The organism is Streptomyces sp. NPDC052020, from assembly GCF_040680575.1.
In the GTDB taxonomy this organism is placed as follows: Bacteria; Actinomycetota; Actinomycetes; order Streptomycetales; family Streptomycetaceae; genus Streptomyces.
Map to the genome: position 1 here is coordinate 15,902 of NZ_JBFAWY010000010.1, position 20,223 is coordinate 36,124.

18 protein-coding genes are annotated in these 20,223 nt (G+C 73.8%); 10 read left to right on the plus strand and 8 right to left on the minus strand.

What is annotated here, in order from left to right; translation table 11 throughout:
• Window positions 1-5 precede the first annotated feature (5 nt).
• Complete coding sequence (locus AB0L74_RS12745) at window positions 6-1,604, minus strand: ABC transporter permease (RefSeq protein WP_365649583.1); 1,599 nt, start codon at window positions 1,602-1,604, stop codon at window positions 6-8.
• Window positions 1,601-2,503 (minus strand): ABC transporter ATP-binding protein, encoded by a 903-nt coding sequence (locus AB0L74_RS12750; RefSeq protein ID WP_365649586.1) that lies wholly within the window; start codon window positions 2,501-2,503, stop codon window positions 1,601-1,603. The genes AB0L74_RS12745 and AB0L74_RS12750 overlap by 4 nt, the downstream gene beginning before the upstream one ends.
• Window positions 2,504-2,606: 103 nt before the next feature.
• Here AB0L74_RS12750 and AB0L74_RS12755 point away from each other — a divergent pair, with 103 nt between their 5' ends.
• Complete coding sequence (locus AB0L74_RS12755) at window positions 2,607-3,137, plus strand: MarR family transcriptional regulator (protein ID WP_365649588.1); 531 nt, start codon at window positions 2,607-2,609, stop codon at window positions 3,135-3,137.
• 253 nt (window positions 3,138-3,390) lie between these two features.
• Here the strand turns inward: AB0L74_RS12755 and AB0L74_RS12760 are convergent, their stop codons facing one another.
• The gene (locus AB0L74_RS12760) at window positions 3,391-4,242 is read right to left on the minus strand and encodes a diacylglycerol kinase family protein (protein WP_365649589.1); all 852 of its coding nucleotides are present in this window, start codon (window positions 4,240-4,242) and stop codon (window positions 3,391-3,393) included.
• 187 nt (window positions 4,243-4,429) lie between these two features.
• Here AB0L74_RS12760 and AB0L74_RS12765 point away from each other — a divergent pair, with 187 nt between their 5' ends.
• Window positions 4,430-5,713: an adenylosuccinate synthase gene (locus AB0L74_RS12765; RefSeq protein WP_365649591.1), complete on the plus strand. Its 1,284-nt coding sequence runs from the start codon at window positions 4,430-4,432 to the stop codon at window positions 5,711-5,713.
• A gap of 331 nt (window positions 5,714-6,044) precedes the next feature.
• On the opposite strand, the gene AB0L74_RS12770 is transcribed toward AB0L74_RS12765, so the two are convergent.
• From AB0L74_RS12770 to AB0L74_RS12780, 3 genes are all read right to left on the minus strand, one after another.
• Complete coding sequence (locus AB0L74_RS12770) at window positions 6,045-6,695, minus strand: hypothetical protein (protein ID WP_365649593.1); 651 nt, start codon at window positions 6,693-6,695, stop codon at window positions 6,045-6,047.
• A gap of 119 nt (window positions 6,696-6,814) precedes the next feature.
• Window positions 6,815-7,516 (minus strand): GntR family transcriptional regulator, encoded by a 702-nt coding sequence (locus tag AB0L74_RS12775; RefSeq protein ID WP_365649595.1) that lies wholly within the window; start codon window positions 7,514-7,516, stop codon window positions 6,815-6,817.
• Window positions 7,517-7,667: 151 nt separating this feature from the next.
• Window positions 7,668-9,032, minus strand: coding sequence for an aspartate aminotransferase family protein (locus tag AB0L74_RS12780; protein WP_365649597.1), 1,365 nt, complete (start codon window positions 9,030-9,032; stop codon window positions 7,668-7,670).
• Between the two features lie 525 nt (window positions 9,033-9,557).
• On the opposite strand from AB0L74_RS12780, the gene AB0L74_RS12785 reads away from it, so the two are divergent.
• Window positions 9,558-11,423, plus strand: coding sequence for a protein kinase (locus AB0L74_RS12785; RefSeq protein WP_365649599.1), 1,866 nt, complete (start codon window positions 9,558-9,560; stop codon window positions 11,421-11,423).
• 163 nt (window positions 11,424-11,586) lie between these two features.
• On the opposite strand, the gene AB0L74_RS12790 is transcribed toward AB0L74_RS12785, so the two are convergent.
• Entirely contained in the window at window positions 11,587-12,345 is a 759-nt protein-coding gene (locus AB0L74_RS12790) for an SLATT domain-containing protein (RefSeq protein WP_365649600.1), read from the minus strand.
• A gap of 296 nt (window positions 12,346-12,641) precedes the next feature.
• Here AB0L74_RS12790 and AB0L74_RS12795 point away from each other — a divergent pair, with 296 nt between their 5' ends.
• From AB0L74_RS12795 to AB0L74_RS12825, 7 genes are all read left to right on the plus strand, one after another.
• Entirely contained in the window at window positions 12,642-12,986 is a 345-nt protein-coding gene (locus AB0L74_RS12795) for a YbaB/EbfC family nucleoid-associated protein (protein WP_365649602.1), read from the plus strand.
• A gap of 84 nt (window positions 12,987-13,070) precedes the next feature.
• Window positions 13,071-13,670: a recombination mediator RecR gene (gene recR / locus AB0L74_RS12800; protein ID WP_029381674.1), complete on the plus strand. Its 600-nt coding sequence runs from the start codon at window positions 13,071-13,073 to the stop codon at window positions 13,668-13,670.
• Window positions 13,663-14,322, plus strand: a complete 660-nt coding sequence (locus AB0L74_RS12805) for a DUF5063 domain-containing protein (RefSeq protein ID WP_365649606.1) — start codon at window positions 13,663-13,665, stop codon at window positions 14,320-14,322. The genes recR and AB0L74_RS12805 overlap by 8 nt, the downstream gene beginning before the upstream one ends.
• A 357-nt stretch (window positions 14,323-14,679) precedes the next feature.
• Window positions 14,680-15,957 carry an aspartate kinase gene (locus tag AB0L74_RS12810; RefSeq protein ID WP_365649609.1) on the plus strand — a complete coding sequence of 426 codons (1,278 nt, stop codon included), beginning with the start codon at window positions 14,680-14,682 and terminating at the stop codon, window positions 15,955-15,957.
• Window positions 15,957-17,033, plus strand: coding sequence for an aspartate-semialdehyde dehydrogenase (locus AB0L74_RS12815; protein WP_365649612.1), 1,077 nt, complete (start codon window positions 15,957-15,959; stop codon window positions 17,031-17,033). The genes AB0L74_RS12810 and AB0L74_RS12815 overlap by 1 nt, the downstream gene beginning before the upstream one ends.
• A 537-nt stretch (window positions 17,034-17,570) precedes the next feature.
• Window positions 17,571-18,146, plus strand: a complete 576-nt coding sequence (locus tag AB0L74_RS12820; RefSeq protein ID WP_365650057.1) for a SigE family RNA polymerase sigma factor — start codon at window positions 17,571-17,573, stop codon at window positions 18,144-18,146.
• 125 nt (window positions 18,147-18,271) lie between these two features.
• Window positions 18,272-19,348 carry a hypothetical protein gene (locus AB0L74_RS12825; RefSeq protein ID WP_365649615.1) on the plus strand — a complete coding sequence of 359 codons (1,077 nt, stop codon included), beginning with the start codon at window positions 18,272-18,274 and terminating at the stop codon, window positions 19,346-19,348.
• A gap of 21 nt (window positions 19,349-19,369) precedes the next feature.
• Here the strand turns inward: AB0L74_RS12825 and AB0L74_RS12830 are convergent, their stop codons facing one another.
• Complete coding sequence (locus AB0L74_RS12830) at window positions 19,370-20,188, minus strand: SURF1 family protein (RefSeq protein ID WP_365649617.1); 819 nt, start codon at window positions 20,186-20,188, stop codon at window positions 19,370-19,372.
• Between the last annotated feature and the right edge of the window lie 35 nt (window positions 20,189-20,223).

Sequence of the window (20,223 nt, forward strand, 5' to 3'; positions counted from 1 at the left end):
TTCCGTCACGACGTCATGTCCCGGCGCCGCAACGCCACCAGTCCCGAGACGGACAGTGCCGCCGCCAGCCCCGTCAGCACCAGCACCGGTGCCCACGCCATCTCCCCGCCCGGCACCTTCGGCAGATGCCCGAACGGCGACACCTCCAGCACCGCCCGCGGCAGGTCCAGCGCCGGACCGACCCAGCCGAGCAGCAGCACCGCCCCGGCCACGCCCCACGCCGCCACCGCCGCCCGCGGCAGCAGCCCGTGCAGCAGTACGGCCGCCCCGCCGATCACCCACACCGCCGGGAGCTGGACCAGGCAGGCCGCCAGGAGGGGGCCGGCGTCCCTGCCGTAACCGAGGGCGTACCCGGCACCGGCGAGCAGCAGGATGAGCGCGGCACCGCCGAAGGCGATCACCAGGTGCCCGGCGGCCCAGCGCAGCCGCCCCACCGCCCCGGCCAGCACCGGTTCCGCCCGCCCCGAGGTCTCCTCGCCGTGCAGCCGCAGCACCGACGCCACGACGTACAGGGCCGCGACCAGGCCGAGCGTCCCGGTCATCGCCGAGACGAACGCGTCCGCCAGCCCGGCCCGCCCGCCCATCCGCGCGATGATCTCCCGGGCCCGCTCGTTGCCGCCGACCAGATCGGCCGCGCCTTCGGTGATCGCGCCGTAGACGGCCCCGGCGAGGAAGAAGCCGACGCTCCAGCCGAGCACGCCGCCCCGCTGCAACCGCCAGGCCAGGGCGCCGGCCGTGCCCAGGCGCCCGGTGGCGGGCCCCGGCCGGGCCGGCCGGAAGCTCATGCCGAGGTCCCGGCGCCCGGCCAGCGCGTACGCCACCGCCCCCTGGGCCAGCGCCGCGCCGGTGAACAGCAGCAGCACCCACCAGCGCTCGCCGGCGTACGCCCGCAGGTTCTCCAGCCAGCCCAGGGGCGACACCCAGGTCAGCACCGAGGAACCGTCGTCCGTGGCCGAGTCGCCCGCCGCGCGCAGCACGAACGCCGCGCCCAGCACCGCCGCCGTCAGGCCCCGGGCCGGCCGGGCGCTCTCCGTGAGCTGGGCGACGATCGCCGCCATCGTGGCGAAGACCATGCCGGTGCCGGCGATCCCGAGCCCGAGGGCCAGGGCCCCGGCGGCTCCCCGGCCGGCGAGTCCCGCCGTCACCAGCGCCGCCAGGACCGCGTTCGCCACCGCCGCGGCCAGCAGGGCCGCCGTCAGGGGGGCCCGCCGGCCCACCGCTCCGGAGACGATCAGCTCCTGCCGTCCGCTCTCCTCCTCGTCCCGGGTGTGCCGGACGACGACGAGCAGGCTCATCACCGCCGCCAGGGCGCCCGCGTAGACGCCCACCCGCCAGGCCGTCAGGGCGCCCAGGGAGTCGCCGAAGACCGGGCCGACCATCGCGCGCAGCGAGGAGTTGGTCTCCAGCTGCCCCATCAGGCCGGCGCGTTCGGCCGGGGTGCCGTACAGGCCCTCCAGGGTGTTCGGCATGGAGAGGACCATGAGGGCGTTCACCGCGACCCACACCGGGATCACCAGCCGGTCGCGGCGCAGCGCGAACCGCAGCAGCGTGCCGGTGCCGGCGAGCCGGCGGGCGCCGCCGGACCCTGCCGCGAGCGCCGTCATCGGGCCACCGCCTCCGCCTCGTCCTGGTAGTGGCGCAGGAACAGTTCCTCCAGCGTCGGCGGCGTCGATGTCAGCGACCGCACCCCCGACCGGCTCAGCGATCTGAGCACCGCGTCGAGCTTGTCGCTGTCCACCTGGAGCCGGACCCGCCGCCCCCGTATGTCGAGGTCGTGCACGCCGGGCAGGTGCGCCAGCCCGTCGGGCGGGCCCGCCAGCTCGGCGGTGACGCTGGTCCGGGTCAGGTGCCGCAGGTCGGCGAGCGACCCGCTCTCCACGGTCCGCCCCTTGCGGATGATGCTCACCCGGTCGCACAGCTCCTCGACCTCGCTGAGGATGTGGGACGACAGCAGCACGGTCCGGCCCCGGTCGCGCTCCTCGGCCACGCAGCGCTGGAAGACCTCCTCCATCAGCGGGTCCAGACCGCTGGTCGGCTCGTCCAGGATCAGCAGGTCGACGTCCGAGGCGAAGGCGGCGACCAGGGCGACCTTCTGCCGGTTGCCCTTGGAGTACGTCCGGCCCCTCTTCGTCGGGTCCAGCTCGAAGCGCTCGATCAGTTCCGTGCGCCGCCCGCGGTCGAGTCCGCCGCGCAGCCGGCCGTAGAGGTCGATGACCTCGCCTCCGGAGAGGTTGCGCCACAGCGTCACGTCCCCGGGCACGTACGCGATCCGGCGGTGCACCTCGACGGCGTCCGCCCACGGGTCGCGGCCCAGCACCCGGGCGGCGCCGGAGTCGGCGCGCAGCAGGCCGAGCAGGACGCGGATCGCGGTGGACTTGCCCGCGCCGTTGGGGCCGAGGAAGCCGTGGACCTCACCGGCGGCGACCTCCAGGTCCAGGCCGTCGAGTGCGCGCGTCCGGCCGAAGGACTTGTGCAGGCCGGAGACGGTGATTGCCTTCGTCATGCTTTTGAACGTACGCTTCTTTCAGAATTTTGTGAAGTTAAGGAAGCGTGTAAATCTTGGCTAGACTGGCGGGAGGCGGCTGAGCAGGGGAGATGATCGAGACATGGCGGACGCGAAGGCGGCGGGACGGAGCCCGGAGCCGGCGGCTGGGGGCGTCGAGCGGGATCCGGAGTCGGTCTCGCGGTTCGTGGAGCACTTCGCGGCCCAGCTCGTCGAGGCCGGTCTGCCGCGCATGCCCGCCCGCGTCTTCACGGCCCTGCTCGCCTCCGACACCGGCACCCTGACCTCCGCCGAGCTGGGCGAGCGGCTGAAGATCTCGCCGGCCGCCGTCTCCGGGGCGGTGCGCTATCTGGCGCAGGTGCACATGGTGTCCCGGGAGCGGGAGCCCGGCTCGCGCCGGGAGCGCTACCGGGTGCGGGCCGACCAGTGGTACGAGGCCCTGACCAACCGGGAGGTCGTCCTCAAGCGCTGGGAGGACGCCCTGCGCGAGGGCGTCGGCAGTCTCGGCGCGGACAGCCCGGCGGGCCGCAGGCTGGCGGAGACGCTCGCCTTCTTCGAGTTCCTCCAGGACGAGGTCGCGGCGATGATGGAACGCTGGCGCGCCCACCGCGACAAGACCTTCGGCGGGGGCTGACGCGGCGCGGGCGGCGGGCCCGCCGCCCGGGGCGCGTCAGCCTCCGCAGGGCCGCACATCCGCCCTGCGGCCGCGTACCCGCCCTCCGGGCGGCGCACCTGCCCTCCACCGGGCGCACCTGCCCTCCACCGGGCCGCGTACCTGCCCTGCGGGCCGCGCTCGTCTGCCGGGCCGCGCCCGTCCGCCGGGCCGCGCCCGTTCTTCTCCGGGCGGCCCGCCCTGGGTGGGGACGGGGCCGTTCCGTCCCCGCCGCTCAGTCCGGCAGCCGAAGCCCCCAGGCGCCCTCCCGCACCACCCACGTCCGGGTCCCTACCGGCCCCGAGACCACCGCGTCCGCGCGGTAGCGGAAGTGCGCCCCCGACACCGTCACCGTCCGGCCCGCCGCCGTCAGCGGCGACGCCTCCGCGCCCACCGACACCGGCCGCACCACCACCTCGGCCAGCCCGGCGTCCCCCGGCGTCAGCGACACCCCGGCCACCGGCTGGTCCAGGTCGACCAGGGTCTGGCCGTCGACCTCCACCCGCAGCCGGGAGGGCCCCGGGCCGGCCAGGGGGACGGGCCGGGCGGGCCGGGCGGCCGTCAGCGTCCGCACCAGGGAGCGGCACGTCCGCCGCCAGGGCCGGGCGGGCACCGCGGGGGACGCCTCCGGCCCGGCGTCGTCCAGCGGCGGGATGCCCACCGTGCCCAGCACCACTCCGTCGCTGTCGTCGACCAGCAGGTCCATCCGCCGCTCGGTGCCGTCCAGCGCCGCCCGCGCCGCCGCCACCGCCCCGGCCGGAACGCCGAGGGAGCGGACGAGATCCAGCTCCGGGCCGACCGGCACCACCGACAGGGCGCACGCCGCCAGCTCCCGCTGCCGGTGCAGCACCGTCACCGCCCGCAGCAGCGTCCGGTCGTCACCGACGACCACCGGCCGCCGCGCGCCCCGCCGCCGCAGCGCCCGGGCGAACTCCTCCGGGCCCTCCGGCAGGCACAGCTTCATGCGCGCACCCGCGCCGAGCACGTCTTTCGCGATTCTGACGGACTCACCATCCGTCCTCCGGGCGACCGGGTCGATGACCACCAGCAGCTGATCGGGCGTCGCGGAAGTCGCCACCTCGGCCATGCCTCGCTTCCTCGGGTAGCATCTTTGTGCAAGAGCCCCTTGCGCTATTGCGCCAGGGGCTTCGTCTATTCCGGGGCATCCGGGTCCGACGGTCAGCGGCCAACGACGGTCGCGGTGCACGCGGCAGGACACCCTCCGCGTACGCCCCTGACCCTGGACATGCCCCACCCGGAAGGGGTGTACGCGCGTGCCCGCACTTGTGCTGCTCGGTGCTCAGTGGGGTGACGAAGGCAAGGGAAAGGCCACCGACCTGCTCGGTGGCTCGGTGGACTATGTCGTGCGCTACCAGGGCGGCAACAACGCCGGCCACACGGTAGTGGTGGGTGACCAGAAGTACGCCCTCCACCTGCTCCCTTCCGGAATCCTGTCCCCCGGCTGCACGCCGGTCATCGGCAACGGCGTCGTCGTCGACCCGTCGGTCCTGCTCTCCGAGCTGAGCGGTCTGAACGAGCGTGGCGTCGACACGTCCAAGCTCCTGATCAGCGGCAACGCTCACATCATCACGTCGTACAACGTCACCGTCGACAAGGTGACGGAACGCTTCCTCGGCAAGCGGAAGATCGGCACCACCGGCCGGGGCATCGGCCCGACCTACGCGGACAAGATCAACCGCGTCGGCATCCGGGTGCAGGACCTGTACGACGAGTCGATCCTGACCCAGAAGGTCGAGGCGGCCCTCGACGTCAAGAACCAGCTCCTCACCAAGCTGTACAACCGGCGCGCCATCGCCGTGGGCCAGGTGGTCGAGGAGCTGCTGGGCTACGCCGAGCAGATCAAGCCGTACGTCGCCGACACCGTCCTGATCCTGAACAAGGCGCTGGACGAGGACAAGGTCGTGCTGTTCGAGGGCGGGCAGGGCACCCTGCTCGACATCGACCACGGCACGTATCCGTTCGTCACCTCCTCCAACCCGACCTCGGGCGGTGCCTGCACCGGCGCCGGCGTCGGCCCGACCCGGATCAGCCGCGTCATCGGCATCCTGAAGGCGTACACCACCCGCGTCGGCGCCGGCCCGTTCCCGACGGAGCTGTTCGACGAGGACGGCGAGGCGCTGCGCCGCATCGGCGGCGAGCGGGGCGTGACCACGGGCCGCGACCGCCGCTGCGGCTGGTTCGACGCCGTGATCGCCCGCTACGCGACCCGCGTGAACGGCCTGACGGACTTCTTCCTCACCAAGCTGGACGTCCTCACCGGCTGGGAGCAGATCCCGGTCTGCGTCGCCTACGAGATCGACGGCAAGCGCGTCGAGGAGCTCCCGTACTCGCAGTCGGACTTCCACCACGCGAAGCCGGTGTACGAGATGCTGCCCGGCTGGTCCGAGGACATCAGCAAGGCGAAGTCCTTCTCCGACCTGCCGAAGAACGCCCAGGCGTACGTCAAGGCGCTGGAGGAGATGTCCGGCGCCCCGATCTCGGCGATCGGCGTGGGCCCGGGCCGCGACGAGACGATCGAGATCAACTCGTTCCTGTAACCCGTCTCAGGGGCCCCTCCCAGGGCCCCTGAACGCCTGAAGGGGCGGTCGGCGCGCAGAGAAACGCCGACCGCCCCTTTCACTGTTCTTCGCCGTAGGACAGGCGATACGCCCAGCGCTCGGGAAGCTCGTGACCGATCAGGTCGGGCCACTTGTCATTCCGGAAGCAGTGACGCCGGATGCTGCGATCTGATGGCCACCGACCACCGCATCCGCTCGGCGGCCTTGATCCTGGCGAGAAGTGGCCCACCCGACCGCCAGCGCGCTCTCGCGCGCTGGCGCTATCCGCGCACGGTGGGCGGTGAGGCGCCGAACCGCGCTGCCCGTGCCCTCAGCTGAACACGATCATCGACCCCTGCGCCAGGCTCCGCGTCGCCGCCGCGTGCAGGCCCAGCCACACGTGCCGCTCGCGGGCGAAGGGGCTCGGGTCGTACGGGGCGGGTACGGCGGGTTCCTCCAGCTCCGTGGGGGCGAGCGGCGGCTGCGGGGCCGCCGGGGGATTGGCCGGGTCGATGCCGATCGCCGGGGCCACGTGCTCCAGCTCCCGCAGCAGGGCCTGGGAGGAACCCAACGGGCCTCCGCCGGCCAGGAGTTCGTCGCTGGACAGCGGGTGCGGGAAGTCCACCGGGACGTAGGCGCCCGCGTGGTCGTAGTGCCAGACGAGGTGCGACTGCTGGGCCGTCGCCTCGAACATCTCCAGCAACTGCTCGTAGTCGCCGCCGAGTTCTCCGACCGGCGTCACCGGAAGGCCGCACACGTGGAGCAGGTAGGCGCGGCGCAGGAAGTGCAGCGCGTCGTAGTCGAAACCGGCGACCGGGGCGACCTCGCCCGACAGGCCCGGCATGTACTGGTACACCGGGACCGGCGGCAGCCCGGCCTCGGCCAGCACCCGGTTGTATTCCGCGAGTTCCTCGGCGAACGGGTTGTCCGGGGTGTGGCACAGAACGTCGACGAGCGGTACCAGCCACAGGTCACAGGCCAAAAGAGGACTCCTCACACGGCACGGTGGTCATGGAAGCGTAATCGGTGCGGCGCGAGGGTGACTCCCCCCGTACGGGTCCCATACCCGCACGGCGCCGGGTCACGACGCGCCCGGGCCGCTCATCCGCCGGCGAGCCGCTCGACCAGGGCGAGGGAGTGGGCGTTGTAGGCGTCGATGATCGCGCGGGCGGCGGCGGTGTCACGGCGCGACAGGGCGTCCACCAGTTCCGTGTGGCCGCACCACAACTCACCCCGCAGATCGCGCATCCGGCGCAGGTGCTGCACCGCGCACACCCAGCTCTGCACGCGCAGCCGGTGCAGGAAGTCGGAGAGGTAGGGGTTGCCGAACAGGGCGCTCAACTCGCGCCAGAAACGCAGGTCGTAGCCGATGAGGACGGTCAGGTCCCCGGCGCCCGCGGCCCGCTGGGCCTCCTCGCCGCGCCGCCGGACCCCGGCGAGGGCGGCGGTGGCCCGGGCCTCCCCGGACCGCAGCCGGCTGAGCCGGCCGTCGCCGATGGCGTGGAACATCCCGTCGATGACGAGCCCGCGGGCCTCCACGATGCCCCGGAAGTCGTCCAGCGAGTACTCGTGCACCCGGAAGCCGCGGTGCTGGTCGGCGTCGAGCAGCCCCTGCGCGGACAGGTCGACGAGGGCCTCCCGGACGGGGGTGGCGGAGACGCCGTACTGCTCGGCGATCTCCTTCACCGTGAACTCCTGCCCGGGCTGGAGCCGTCCCGCGAGCACCTCGTCACGGAGGGCGTCGGCGATCTGCTGGCGCAGGGTGCTGCGCGTCACGGCGCCGGTGCCGCGGGGACCGGGCATGGTCGGGGGTCTCCTCGTCGCGTCGGGTGGCGTGCGCGGGCGGGCGCGGATGCCGCTCACGCCGTATCGCACAGGCGTGTCGTACGCGCGTGCCATACGTCTACGAGCACGCCACCTTACGCGTCCGGGCGCGGCCGGAGGGGACGCGAGGCTAGTCGGTGTACTCGTCCGCCACGGCCAGCGCCGCGTCCAGCGCCGTCAGGCCCTCCTTCAGCTCCGCCTCGCTCACGTTGCACGGCGGCACGATGTGCGTCCGGTTCATGTTCACGAACGGCCACACGCCGTGCGCCTTGGCGGCGGCGGCGAACGCGGCCATCGGCGCGTTGGCCGCACCGGCGGCGTTGTACGGCACCAGCGGCTCGCGGGTCTCCCTGTTCTTCACCAGCTCCAGTGCCCAGAACATGCCGGTGCCGCGCACCTCGCCCACGCTCGGGTGGCGCCGCGCCAGCTCCCGCAGCCCCGGCTCCACGACCTCGGACCCGAGCCGCGCGGCGTGCTCCACGACGCCCTCCTCGGCCATCACCTCGATCGTCGCGACGGCCGCCGCGCAGGCGAGCGGGTGACCGGAGTAGGTCAGCCCGCCGGGGTAGGGCCGCTTGGCGAACGTCTCCGCGATCCGCCGCGAGATGGCGACGCCGCCCAGCGGCACATAGCCGGAGTTCACGCCCTTGGCGAAGGTCATCAGGTCGGGCGTGACGCCGAACAGGTCCGCCGCGAACCACGTGCCGGTCCGCCCGAAGCCCGCCATCACCTCGTCGAGGACGAAGACGATGCCGTACTTGTCGCAGAGCTCGCGCACCCCGGCGAGGTAGCCGGGCGGCGGCACCATGATGCCCGCCGTGCCCGGGATCGTCTCCAGGACGATGGCGGCGACGGTCTGCGGCCCCTCGAAGACGATCGTCGTCTCCAGGTGCTCCAGCGCCCGCGCGCACTCCTGCTCCTCGGTCTCGGCGTAGAAGCGGGAGCGGTAGAGGAAGGGCGCCCAGAAGTGGACGACGCCGGCCGCGCCGCTGTCGCTGGCCCAGCGGCGCGGGTCACCGGTGACGTTGATCGCCTGCTGGGTGCCGCCGTGGTAGGAGCGGTACGCCGACAGCACCTTGGGCCGGCCCGTGTGCAGCCGGGCCATGCGCACCGCGTGCTCGACGGCGTCCGCGCCGGCGTTGGTGAAGAAGATCTTGTCCAGGTCGCCGGGCGTCCGCTCGGCGATCAGCCGGGCCGCCTCGGACCGCGCCTCGACGGCGAACGCGGGCGCGAAGGTCGTCATCTTCGCCGCCTGCTCCTGGATCGCGGCGACGACCTTCGGGTGCTGGTAGCCGATGTTGGTGAAGACCAGGCCGCTGGTGAAGTCGAGGTAGCGGTTGCCGTCGTAGTCCCAGAAGTACGACCCTTCGGCGCCGGCGACGGCGAGGGGGTCGATGAGCTCCTGCGCGGACCAGGAGTGGAACACATGGGCGCGGTCCGCGGCCTTGACGGCCGCGCTGGCCTCGGGGCTGGGCTGAGGGAGCTGAGGGGTCATGCGCCCGAGCGTAGGTGTCCGCACTGCGGACACGACATCGGCGTCCTGTCTGCGGTCCGGAGCTTTCCGCGACACGTTGTCGGCCGCTCACGGCGGGAGGGGTCGGCTCAGAGCGTGCAGCGCGTCGCCGATCTGCTGGTGGAGCGGGGCCTGGCCGAGTACCGGACCAACCCGGCCCACCGCCGTGCCAAGCTCCTCGCCCCGACCGCGGCGGGCCGGGACGCCGTGGCGCGCGTCGGCCCGGGCCACGCCGCCTTCGCCGGCCGGCTGGCCGAGGCGTACGGGGGGCGGAGCTCGCCGAGGCGGTCCGCGCGCTGGAACGGCTGGCCGCCGTGCTCGACGAGATCGGGCCACCGGCGGAGACGGAACCGTCCGGCCGGAAGACTCCTGCCCGGAAGACTCCTGTCCGGAAGGGGCCTGTCCGGAAGGGGCCTCTTAGGGAACCGTAGAACGGCGTCCGGCCCTGCGGGTCCGGGGCCCGCACTATTCTCGACCCGTTGCTCACTGGGGGGAAGGCGGCAGGCGATGGAGAGGCTGGGGCCCGGGGACCCGCAGCGCATCGGTGCCTACCGGCTGCTGGCGCGGCTCGGCGCCGGCGGGATGGGGTCCGTCTATCTGGCCCGCTCGGACCGGGGGCGCACGGTCGCCGTGAAGCTGGTGCGCGAGGAACTGGCCGCGCGGGAGGAGTTCCGGGCGCGGTTCCGGCAGGAGGTGCGGGCCGCGCGCCGGGTCGGCGGGCCCTGGACCGCGCCGGTGCTGGACGCCGACACCGAGGCCGCCGTGCCGTGGGTGGCCACCGGATACGTGGCCGGGCCCAGCCTCCAGCGGGTCGTCGGGCACGACCACGGGGCGCTGCCGGAACGGTCGGTGCGAATCCTCGCCGCCGGGCTCGCGCACGCGCTCAAGGACATCCACGCCGCCGGGATCGTGCACCGCGACCTGAAGCCGTCCAACGTGCTGGTGACGATCGACGGCCCGCGCGTCATCGACTTCGGCATCGCGCGGGCGCTGCGGACCGTGACCGACGGGGGCCTGACCCGGACCGGCGCGCTCGTCGGCTCGCCCGGCTTCATGGCGCCCGAGCAGGTGCGCGGCGACCGCGTCACGCCCGCGTCCGACGTCTTCTGCCTCGGCTCGGTGCTCGCCTACGCCGCCACCGGCGCCCTGCCCTTCGGCACCGGCGACAGCGGGGCGCACGCCCTGATGTTCCGCATCGCCCAGGAGGAACCCGACCTCGACGGCGTTCCCGAGGGCATCGCCGACCTCGTCCGCGCCTGCCTGCGGAAGGACCCGGCCGCCCGGCCCACTCTCGACGCCGTCCTGGAGCACACCGGCGCCCAGGACACCGTGGTGGACGGCCGGTCGCGCGAACCGTGGCTGCCGAGCGCCCTGGTGGCCCAGCTCGGGCGGCACGCGGTACGGCTGCCGGACACCGAGCATCCCGAAGGGCCGAGGGCGGGTCCGGGCGGCGACGCCGCGCCCCGCAACGGGACGGTGGTCGGCGCGGCGCCGGGCGGCGGCACCGCGCCCGAACACGCGCCCGCCCCCGAGGACGGCGGCCCGCACCAGCCCCCCGGCCCGTCCGGCGCCGGCGCACCGCTGAACGGCCTCCCCCCGGCGACCGCCGGCCGGAACAGCCCGGCCCCGCCGCCGCCCGCCCACCCGGCGGCCCACGGTCATCCGCAGCCCCACCCCCAGCCCGCCGCGCCCGGCGCCTGGGGCACGGCGCCCGGCGCCCCGGAGCCGTACCGGCAGCCGTACCCGGCTCCGTACGGGCCCCCGCCCGCCGGCCCCGCGCCGCACGAGCCGCGGCCGAGCGGCCGCGCCACCGCGCTGCTCGTCGCGGTCGCCGTCGTCGTCGCGCTCGCCGCGGGCGGGACGGTGTACGCGCTGATGAGCGGCGGCCAGGACGACCGTCCGGACGGCGGCCGCACGACCGCCCCGGCCACCGGCGCGCCCACGACGCCCGGCCCGGACGCGCCCGGCGTCCCGTCCCCGGCGCAGACCGGCGGCCGCCCGGCCACCACGGCGGCGGAGGGCGCCGTACCGGACGGCTACCTGGGCACCTGGACGACGACCATCGACAACGCGGCCGGCCACCACACCCGGCGGCTGACCATCCGGCAGGGCGAGGCGGGCGACCCGGTGCTGTCGCTCGTCGCGGACGGTCCCGCCGGGGACGGCACCTACCACTGCGTGTTCGAGGCCGAGCTGACGGCCGCCCCCGGCCCGGACGGCCCGCTGGCCGTCGGCCCGTCCACCGTGACCACGGGACGGCCCCGGTCCTCCTGCGCGCCGGGCGGGCCCACCCGGGTCACCCTGCTGCCGGACGGCGGGCTCCAGCGCGTGAACACCGGGACCGGCGAGACCCTGACCTACCGGCGGGACTGACTTGCCACCGGCCCGCCCGCGCGGTCCGGTCCTGTGCCGGCCCGCCCGCGCGGTCCGGTCCTGCGTCGGCCCGCCCGCGCGGTCCCGTCCACCGTCGGCGGGCCCGCGCGGTCCGCTCCTCCGCCGGCCGGTCCTGCGCCGTCCGCTCCTCCGCCAGGCCGGTTCAGCGCGGCTCCGGCGGCCGCTGCCGCGGCATGTTCGGCCGCGCGGTCCCCGGCGGGATGGCGAACCGGCCGTTGACCGCCGTCTGCTCCGGCCGGGGCCCGCCGGGCACCGCCGACTGGATCCCGAGCGGCGCCGACCCGGTCCGGAACTCCACCATCCAGTCCGCCGTCTCCGCGCGCACCAGCTCGGTCACGTCCTCCGAGAACCGGCGCAGCACCCCGAGGCACCGCTCGGCCGCCTCGCTCGCCGTCCCCTCGGCCGGTCCGAGCACCTCCCGGACGCTCTCCGAGGCCCAGTCGAACTGCAACGCCTGGAGCCGGCGCTGGACCGCCTGCGCGGTGGCCACGTCCCTCATCCACCCCGACGTCACCCCGAAGAACCGGTCCCCGGCCACGCACGCCACCCCGAGCAGCAGCGCCAGGTACCCCCAGGGGGCGACCCCGCCCACCACGCCCGTCATGTCCAGCAGCGGCAGCGCCGCCCCGGTGACCGCCCCCAGCGCGGCACCCGACCGCAGCGCCCGCGCCGCCCGCCGCTTCCACACCCGGTCCGCGAGATACCAGGCGGCCGTGTCCAGCGCCCCCCGCTCCACCCACCGGTACAGCTCGTCCAGCCGCTCGGCGGGCTGTCCCCAGTCGCCGAGCGGGAGCTCCCGCCCGGTCAGGTCGCCCGGCCTGAGCCCGGCCGCCCCCTCGTCGCGCCGCTCCTGCGCCCCGTCATGCGGCGTCCTCTCGGGCTGCATCTCCGGCTGACCCACCAGCACTCCCTACCGATCACGACAGATCCGCTGATCACCGTGCGTGACTACCCTGTCGCGCCCGCGTAACACCTGAGGACCCCTGTGGCTGACGCGCCGGCCCCCTTCCTACCTCCCAATGGGTGGCGACGGTCTCGGTTCCGCCGCTTTTCCGCCCGGAAGGAGGTCTTGATCAGGTATAGGGCGGGTGACCGACTCACTCGAAAGAGTGCTGGGGCGAGGGCCGCGCGGACCACGTAGGCTCGTGCCGAACGGGAAAAACCCGTACCGAACGAGCGCCGGAAGAGGAGCTGATCGTGATCCCCGGTGGTGGCCAGCCCAATATGCAGCAGTTGCTCCAGCAGGCCCAGAAGATGCAGCAGGACCTGGCCAGGGCGCAGGAGGAACTGGCGCGCACCGAGGTCGACGGACAGGCGGGGGGCGGCCTGGTGCACGCCACCGTCACCGGCGCCGGCGAGCTGCGGGCCCTCAAGATCGACCCGAAGGCGGTGGACCCGGAGGACACCGAGACCCTCGCCGACCTGATCGTCGCGGCCGTCCAGGCGGCCAACCAGAACGCGCAGGCCCTCCAGCAGCAGAAGCTCGGCCCCCTCGCCCAGGGCCTGGGCGGCGGCAGCGGCATCCCCGGCCTGCCGTTCTGAACCGGCACCGCGGGCTGCCTTCTAAGACAGTCCGCGGGCAACTACCGTACGTACTGAAGGAACCCCAGGAAGGACGGCAGTCCGTTGTACGAAGGCGTGGTCCAGGACCTCATCGACGAGCTGGGGCGGCTGCCCGGCGTGGGTCCGAAGAGCGCCCAGCGGATCGCCTTCCACATCCTCCAGGCGGAACCGGCCGACGTACGGCGGCTCGCTCAGGCCCTCATGGAAGTGAAGGCGAAGGTCCGCTTCTGCGCGGTCTGCGGCAACGTCGCGCAGGAGGAGCGGTGCGCCATCTGCCGCGACGTCCGCCGCGACCCGGCCGTCATCTGCGTCGTCGAGGAACCGAAGGACGTCGTGGCGATCGAGCGCACCCGTGAGTTCCGCGGCCGGTACCACGTCCTCGGCGGCGCGATCAGCCCGATCGACGGCGTGGGCCCCGACGACCTGCGTATACGGGAACTTCTCGCGCGGTTGGCCGACGGGACGGTCACGGAGCTCATCCTGGCCACGGACCCGAATCTGGAAGGCGAGGCCACCGCCACGTACCTCGCCCGCATGATCAAGCCCATGGGCCTGAAGGTCACCCGCCTGGCCAGCGGCCTCCCGGTGGGTGGCGACCTGGAATACGCGGACGAGGTGACCCTCGGCCGCGCCTTCGAGGGGAGACGACTCCTAGATGTCTGACGCCACGCTGCACGCGACCCACCAGAACCCGGACGACTTCGCGGTCCAGATCGCGGACCAGATCGAGAGCTTCCTGGTCGCGGTGACGGAGGTCGCCAAGGGCGACGAGCCGGACTCGGCGGTCCCCTTCCTCCTCCTGGAGGTCTCCCAGCTGCTGCTGGCCGGCGGCCGGCTGGGCGCCCACGAGGACATCGTCCCCGACGAGCGCTACGAGCCCGATCCGGGCCCGGAGGCGGACGTGGACCAACTCCGCGAGAACCTCGCCCGCCTCCTGGACCCGGTCGACGTCTACTCCGAGGTCTTCGACCCCTACGAGCCCCGCCGCGCGCCCGTGCCCGCCCGTATCTCCGACGACCTCGCCGACGTCATCACCGACCTGCGCCACGGCATGGTCCACTACCGTGCGGGCCGCACCACGGAGGCCCTGTGGTGGTGGCAGTTCTCCTACTTCTCCAACTGGGGCTCCACGGCCTCGGCGACGCTGCGGGCCCTTCAGTCGGTCGTCGCCCACGTCCGCCTGAACCAGCCGCTGGAGGAACTCGACGGCCTCGACACCGACCAGGACCTCGGCGACGAGATCCTGGAGGCGGAGGCCGGCCGCGTGATGGTCCAGGAGATCGCGGGACCGCTGGGCCTGCGGCCGGTCAAGTAGACGCGCGGGACGACTGTCTTCCTTCCGCTGGGTCGTTCCGGCCGGATTCGGCCGGTCCATTCGGGCTAACGACGCCGCGTCCGATCGGCATGGGGCTCGGTCCGGTGAATCTTCAACGGCTTCCTGGACGGCCTGGCTCCCGCGACGGCCCATGGCGCACCCGGCACGGGCCCACGGCTGTGACACCGGGCACGTTCCGAGTGACCGGTGCCCTCCTGGGCATGAGCCTGCCTGAACGGGCGCCGGAAATCTCACCATGCGATATAACGGAGGGGTTTTTCGGACGCTCGATAGACTGAGCCGACCGCTCTGCACTGACGTACGGGCGGCAAGAGACGGACTGAGCGAGGAGCGCACGTGGGCCTTGTCGTGCAGAAGTACGGAGGCTCCTCCGTAGCCGATGCCGAGGGCATCAAGCGCGTCGCCAAGCGGATCGTGGAAGCCAAGAAGAACGGCCACCAGGTGGTCGCCGTGGTTTCCGCGATGGGCGACACGACGGACGAGCTGATCGATCTCGCCGAGCAGGTTTCCCCCATTCCTGCCGGGCGCGAGCTCGACATGCTGCTGACCGCCGGGGAGCGGATCTCCATGGCCCTGCTGGCGATGGCGATCAAAAACCTGGGCCACGAGGCCCAGTCCTTCACCGGCAGCCAGGCAGGTGTCATCACCGACTCGGTCCACAACAAAGCCCGGATCATCGACGTCACGCCGGGCCGGATCCGCGAATCGCTGGACGAGGGCAACATCGCCATCGTCGCCGGTTTCCAGGGCGTCAGCCAGGACACCAAGGACATCACCACGCTGGGGCGCGGTGGCTCCGACACCACGGCCGTCGCGCTCGCCGCGGCGCTGGACGCCGAGGTGTGCGAGATCTACACCGACGTCGACGGTGTGTTCACCGCCGACCCGCGTGTGGTGAAGAAGGCCCGGAAGATCGACTGGATCTCGTTCGAGGACATGCTCGAACTGGCCGCCTCCGGGTCCAAGGTGCTGCTCCACCGCTGTGTGGAGTACGCCCGCCGGTACAACATCCCGATCCATGTCCGGTCCAGCTTCAGCGGACTCCAGGGCACCTGGGTCAGCAGCGAGCCGATCAACCAAGGGGACAAGCAGGTGGAGCAGGCCATCATCTCCGGTGTCGCGCACGACACCTCCGAGGCCAAGGTCACGGTCGTCGGCGTGCCGGACAAGCCGGGCGAGGCCGCCGCGATCTTCCGCACGATCGCCAACGCCGAGATCAACATCGACATGGTCGTGCAGAACGTGTCCGCCGCCGCCACCGGTCTGACGGACATCTCCTTCACGCTGCCCAAGACCGAGGGCCGCAAGGCCATCGACGCCCTGGAGAAGAACAAGGGAGCGATCGGCTTCGACTCCCTGCGCTACGACGACCAGATCGGCAAGATCTCCCTGGTCGGCGCGGGTATGAAGACCAACCCGGGCGTCACCGCCGACTTCTTCACCGCGCTCTCCGACGCCGGGGTGAACATCGAGCTGATCTCGACCTCCGAGATCCGTATCTCGGTCGTCACCCGCAAGGACGACGTCCCCGAGGCCGTCCGCGCGGTGCACACCGCCTTCGGGCTCGACTCCGACAGCGACGAGGCCGTCGTCTACGGAGGCACCGGCCGCTGATGACCGGGAGCGGACGGCCCGCACGGGCCGGGCGGCCGACGCTCGCGGTCGTGGGAGCGACCGGGGTCGTCGGCACCGTCATGCTCCAGATCCTGTCCCAGCACGCGGACGTCTGGGGTGAGATCCGCCTGCTCGCCTCGCCGCGCTCGGCCGGCCGCAAGCTGGCCGTCCGCGGCGAGGAGACCGAGGTGGCCGCCCTCACCGAGGAGGCCCTCGACGGGGTCGACGTCGCCCTGTTCGACGTACCCGACGAGGTCGCCGGGCGGTGGGCGCCGATCGCCGCCGCCAAGGGCGCGGTCGTGGTCGACGGCTCCGGCGTGTTCCGGCTGGACCCCGAGGTGCCGCTGGTCGTGCCCGAGGTCAACCCCCACGCGGTGCGGATGCGCCCGCGCGGGATCGTCGCCGGCCCCGACTGCACGACGCTGTCCATGATCGTCGCGCTGGGCGCGCTGCACGCCGAGTTCGGGCTGCGCGAGCTGGTGGTCTCCTCGTACCAGGCGGTCAGCGGGGCCGGGCGCGCGGGCGTGGACACCCTGCGGCGCCAGCTGTCCCTGGTGGCCGGCACGGAACTGGGGACCGCCCCCGGTGACCTGCGGCGGGCCGTCGGCGACGACACCGGGCCGTTCCCGGAGCCGGTCGCGCTGAACGTCGTACCGTGGGCCGGGTCGCCGCGCGAGGACGGCTGGTCCTCGGAGGAGATGAAGGTGCGGGACGAGGCCCGCAAGATCCTCGGGCTGCCGCGGCTTCCGGTGGCGGTGACGTGCGTGCGCGTCCCCGTGGTCACCACCCACTCGATGACCGTGCACGCACGGTTCGAGGGCGAGGTCACCGTCGGCAGGGCCCGGGAGATCCTCGCGACGGCGCCCGGGGTGGTCCTGTTCGACAACCCGGAGGCCGGGGAGTTCCCCACCCCCGCCGACGCGGTCGGCACCGATCCCACCTGGGTCGGCCGGGTCCGCCGGGCGCTGGACGACCCGACGGCGCTCGAACTCTTCGTGTGCGGGGACAACCTGCGCAAGGGCGCGGCGCTGAACACCGTGCAGATCGCCGAGCTGGTGGCGGCGGAGTCGGTCTGAGGCGACCGGTGCCCCGGTGGTCACGGGCCCGTTCCAGGTGCCGGAAGACCCCTGGCCCCAGCGGAAAACGTTTGTAGGATCTGTGGACCGCGTGTGATCCGGAGCTGTGCCGGACCGCACGCGACCGGGCCCTGCGGCGTCAGAGGACTCCCTCCCCGTTCCCCGCAACCACGCGGCGAGCGGGGAGCGTCTTTGCGGTCGCCTTCCGGGGTGTGGGAGCGCTTCATTTCAGGCGTGGGGACGCCGATGAGCGGGCGCGGGGACGCCCGTTCGTATGGGACTCAGGGGAAGAGCGGGACGCATGAGGGCATTTGATGCGCCGTCGGTTGTGCTGCCTGACGCGAGAACGCGGCCGGCCGCGGCGGTGTGCGCCGAAACCGGCGCGGACGTGACGCCCGGCACGTACAACCCTCGTGGGGGGACGCGTGTCCAACTGGCGTGGCAGAGGTACTCGACTTCAGCGTGGCGTCGCGCGGCACGGCCCTGCGGCCGCCTCGCCGGACCGTCCGTTCCGGCGGGGCCGGCGCGGCCGGTGGCATGCCGGTGATCGCGCCCATGCCCGCAGCGCGGCCCGCCCGCATACCGAGTCAGCGCGACGGCGCCGAGGAGGCCGTGGCGGCGGGCACCACCGTCGACCACCTCACCGAGACCTACCGCACGCACTACCGGTCGCTGCTGGGGCTCGCCGCGCTCCTGCTCGACGACACCGCCTCCTGCGAGGACGTCGTCCAGGAGGCGTTCATCCGCGTCCACTCGGCCCGCAAGCGCGTCCGCGACCCGGAGAAGACGCTGGCCTACCTGCGCCAGACCGTCGTCAACCTCTCCCGCTCGGCGCTGCGCCGCCGCATCCTCGGCCTGAAGCTGCTGTCGAAGCCCATGCCCGACATGGCCAGCGCCGAGGAAGGCGCCTACGACCAGCTGGAGCGCGACTCCCTCATCCGGGCCATGAAGGGCCTCCAGCGCCGCCAGCGCGAGGTCCTGGTCCTGCGGTACTTCGCGGACATGACCGAGGCCCAGGTCGCCGAGACGCTCGGCATCTCGCTGGGGTCGGTGAAGGCGTACGGCTCGCGCGGCATAGCGGCGCTGCGGGTGGCCATGGAGGCGCCGGCATGAGCGAGGGCCACGATCCGCGGCACGGGGCCCGCGCGCCACGCGAGCCCGGTGAAGCGCCCGGGCGGGCCGAGCCGGCCGTGCCGCACGGGAAAGAGCCGAAGCAACCGCACGCTGGGAACGGAACTGTGAACCACGGCCCCGACGTACAGGGCCCCGGAACCCCGGGCCCCGACGGGCCCGCGTCCGACGGGCTCGCCTCCGACGAGCTCGCGCTGCGCAGCATGCTGCACCAGGCGGTGCGGGACGTCGAGCCACGCGACGGAACCCTGGAGTACCTGCGCCGGGCGGTGCCCGCCCGGCGGGCCCGCAAGCGGCAGGCCGCCGTCGGCATGGCGGCCGCCGCCCTCTTCATCGGCACCGCGATCCCGGCCCTGGTGCATGTGACCGGCTCCGCGGGGGACGGCGCCAACCCGTCCGTGGCCGGCCACGCCTCCCAGGCGCAGGGCGGCACCGGCGAGGGCGGCAGCGGCCCGGGCGGCGGGCAGAGCACCTCCGACGGCTCCTCCCAGCGGACCGAGGACAAGGAGACGGCCGGCCCGCGCGAGAAGGACGAGGACGAGGAGCCCGGCGCCGGACCCGAGGGGACGACCAGCGGCACCGGCCCCACCTCCAGTGCCGAGGCCGGGGCGCCCCTGTGCGCGGCGGACCAGCTCGGCGGGGCCACCGCCAGCAGCGGCGGCCCCGACTCCACCGGCGCCGTCTACGGCTCCTTCCGGGTCACCAACGTCTCCGCCGCGGGCTGCGCCGTCGGCGGCCCCGGGAGCGTCAGCGTCCAGCCGCAGGGCGCCGCGGACCCCGCCAAGGTCGGCGTGGCACGGCATGTGGCCGGGGACGCCGCGGCCGGGCTGCCCGACCCGTCGCTGGAGGCCGAGCAGCTGACGCTCGCGCCGGGCGACTCCTACGAGGTGCAGTTCGCCTGGGTGCCCACGGAGACCTGTCCCACCGCCGACGGGGGCGACACCGGTGGCGGCGGCCAACCCTCACCGGTCCCGACGCCCACCGCCGGCGCCACCGAGACCGCCGGCACCTCCGCCGGCGGCGACACCGGCACCACCACCCAGCTGCTCGCCGAGGACGGCCCGGCCGACGGGAGCGTGGCGGTCACGTACACCGCGCAGACCGGTGCGGCCTCGGCGACGGCGACGGTGAGCGGCGCCTGCGCCGGGACCGTGTACTGGACGGGCGTGCTCGCCGGATCGTGACGCCGGGCCCGTCCCGGCCCGTCACGCCCCGGTCGGGCTGGGGCGCCGCGACCGCTCGGCGTCCTCGTCCGCCTCGGTCCCCTCGGGCAGCAGCCCGAGCTCGGCGTCCCGGGCGAACTCCACCTCCCGGCGGAACAGCCGGAACCACATGAAGATCACGAATCCCACGAAGGCGAACCACTCGGCCGTGTAGCCGAGGTTCTGGAACGCCTTCAGGTCCAGGCCGGTGTTCTGCGGCGCGCTCGCCGGTACCGCCGTCATGCCGGAGTCGCCCTTGTTGAGCGTGACCCACGCGTCGTACACGTCGTACGGCACGAGGTTCACCAGGGACGCCGCGCTGATGGCGGCGGTCTGTCCGGCGGGCAGGCCGCCGCGTGCGCTGACCCCGTTGTCGCCGGGCGTCTCCGACGCCTGGAGCGCTCCGGTGACGGTGACCTCGCCGGCGGGCGGCGCGGGCGCCCGGGCCGGGTCGGGCGCCCCGGGCAGCCAGCCCCGTACGACGGGCAGGGCCCGGCCGGAATCGGTGCGCAGCAGCGTCAGGACGTAGAAGCCGCTCCGGTCGTCCAGGGTCCGGTCGGGGACGAGGAACTGCCGGTCGTACCGGCCGGTCGCGGTCGTCTGCTTGCCGACGGTCGCCTTGTCCACCGGCAGCAGCTCCGCGAGCGGGCGGGCGGCCTCCCGCCGGTTCGACGTGGCCTGCGCCTGCGCGCCGCGGTGGTCCTCCACCCGGTCCTCGAACCGGCCCAGCTGCCAGGACCCCATGAAGACGCAGAAGGGGATGGCGAGCAGCACGAAGACGTTGATCCCCCACCATCGGGGCGTCAGCAGAAACCGGTACACGCCCTCCACGGTACGGGGCCCGGGCGCGGGACCGG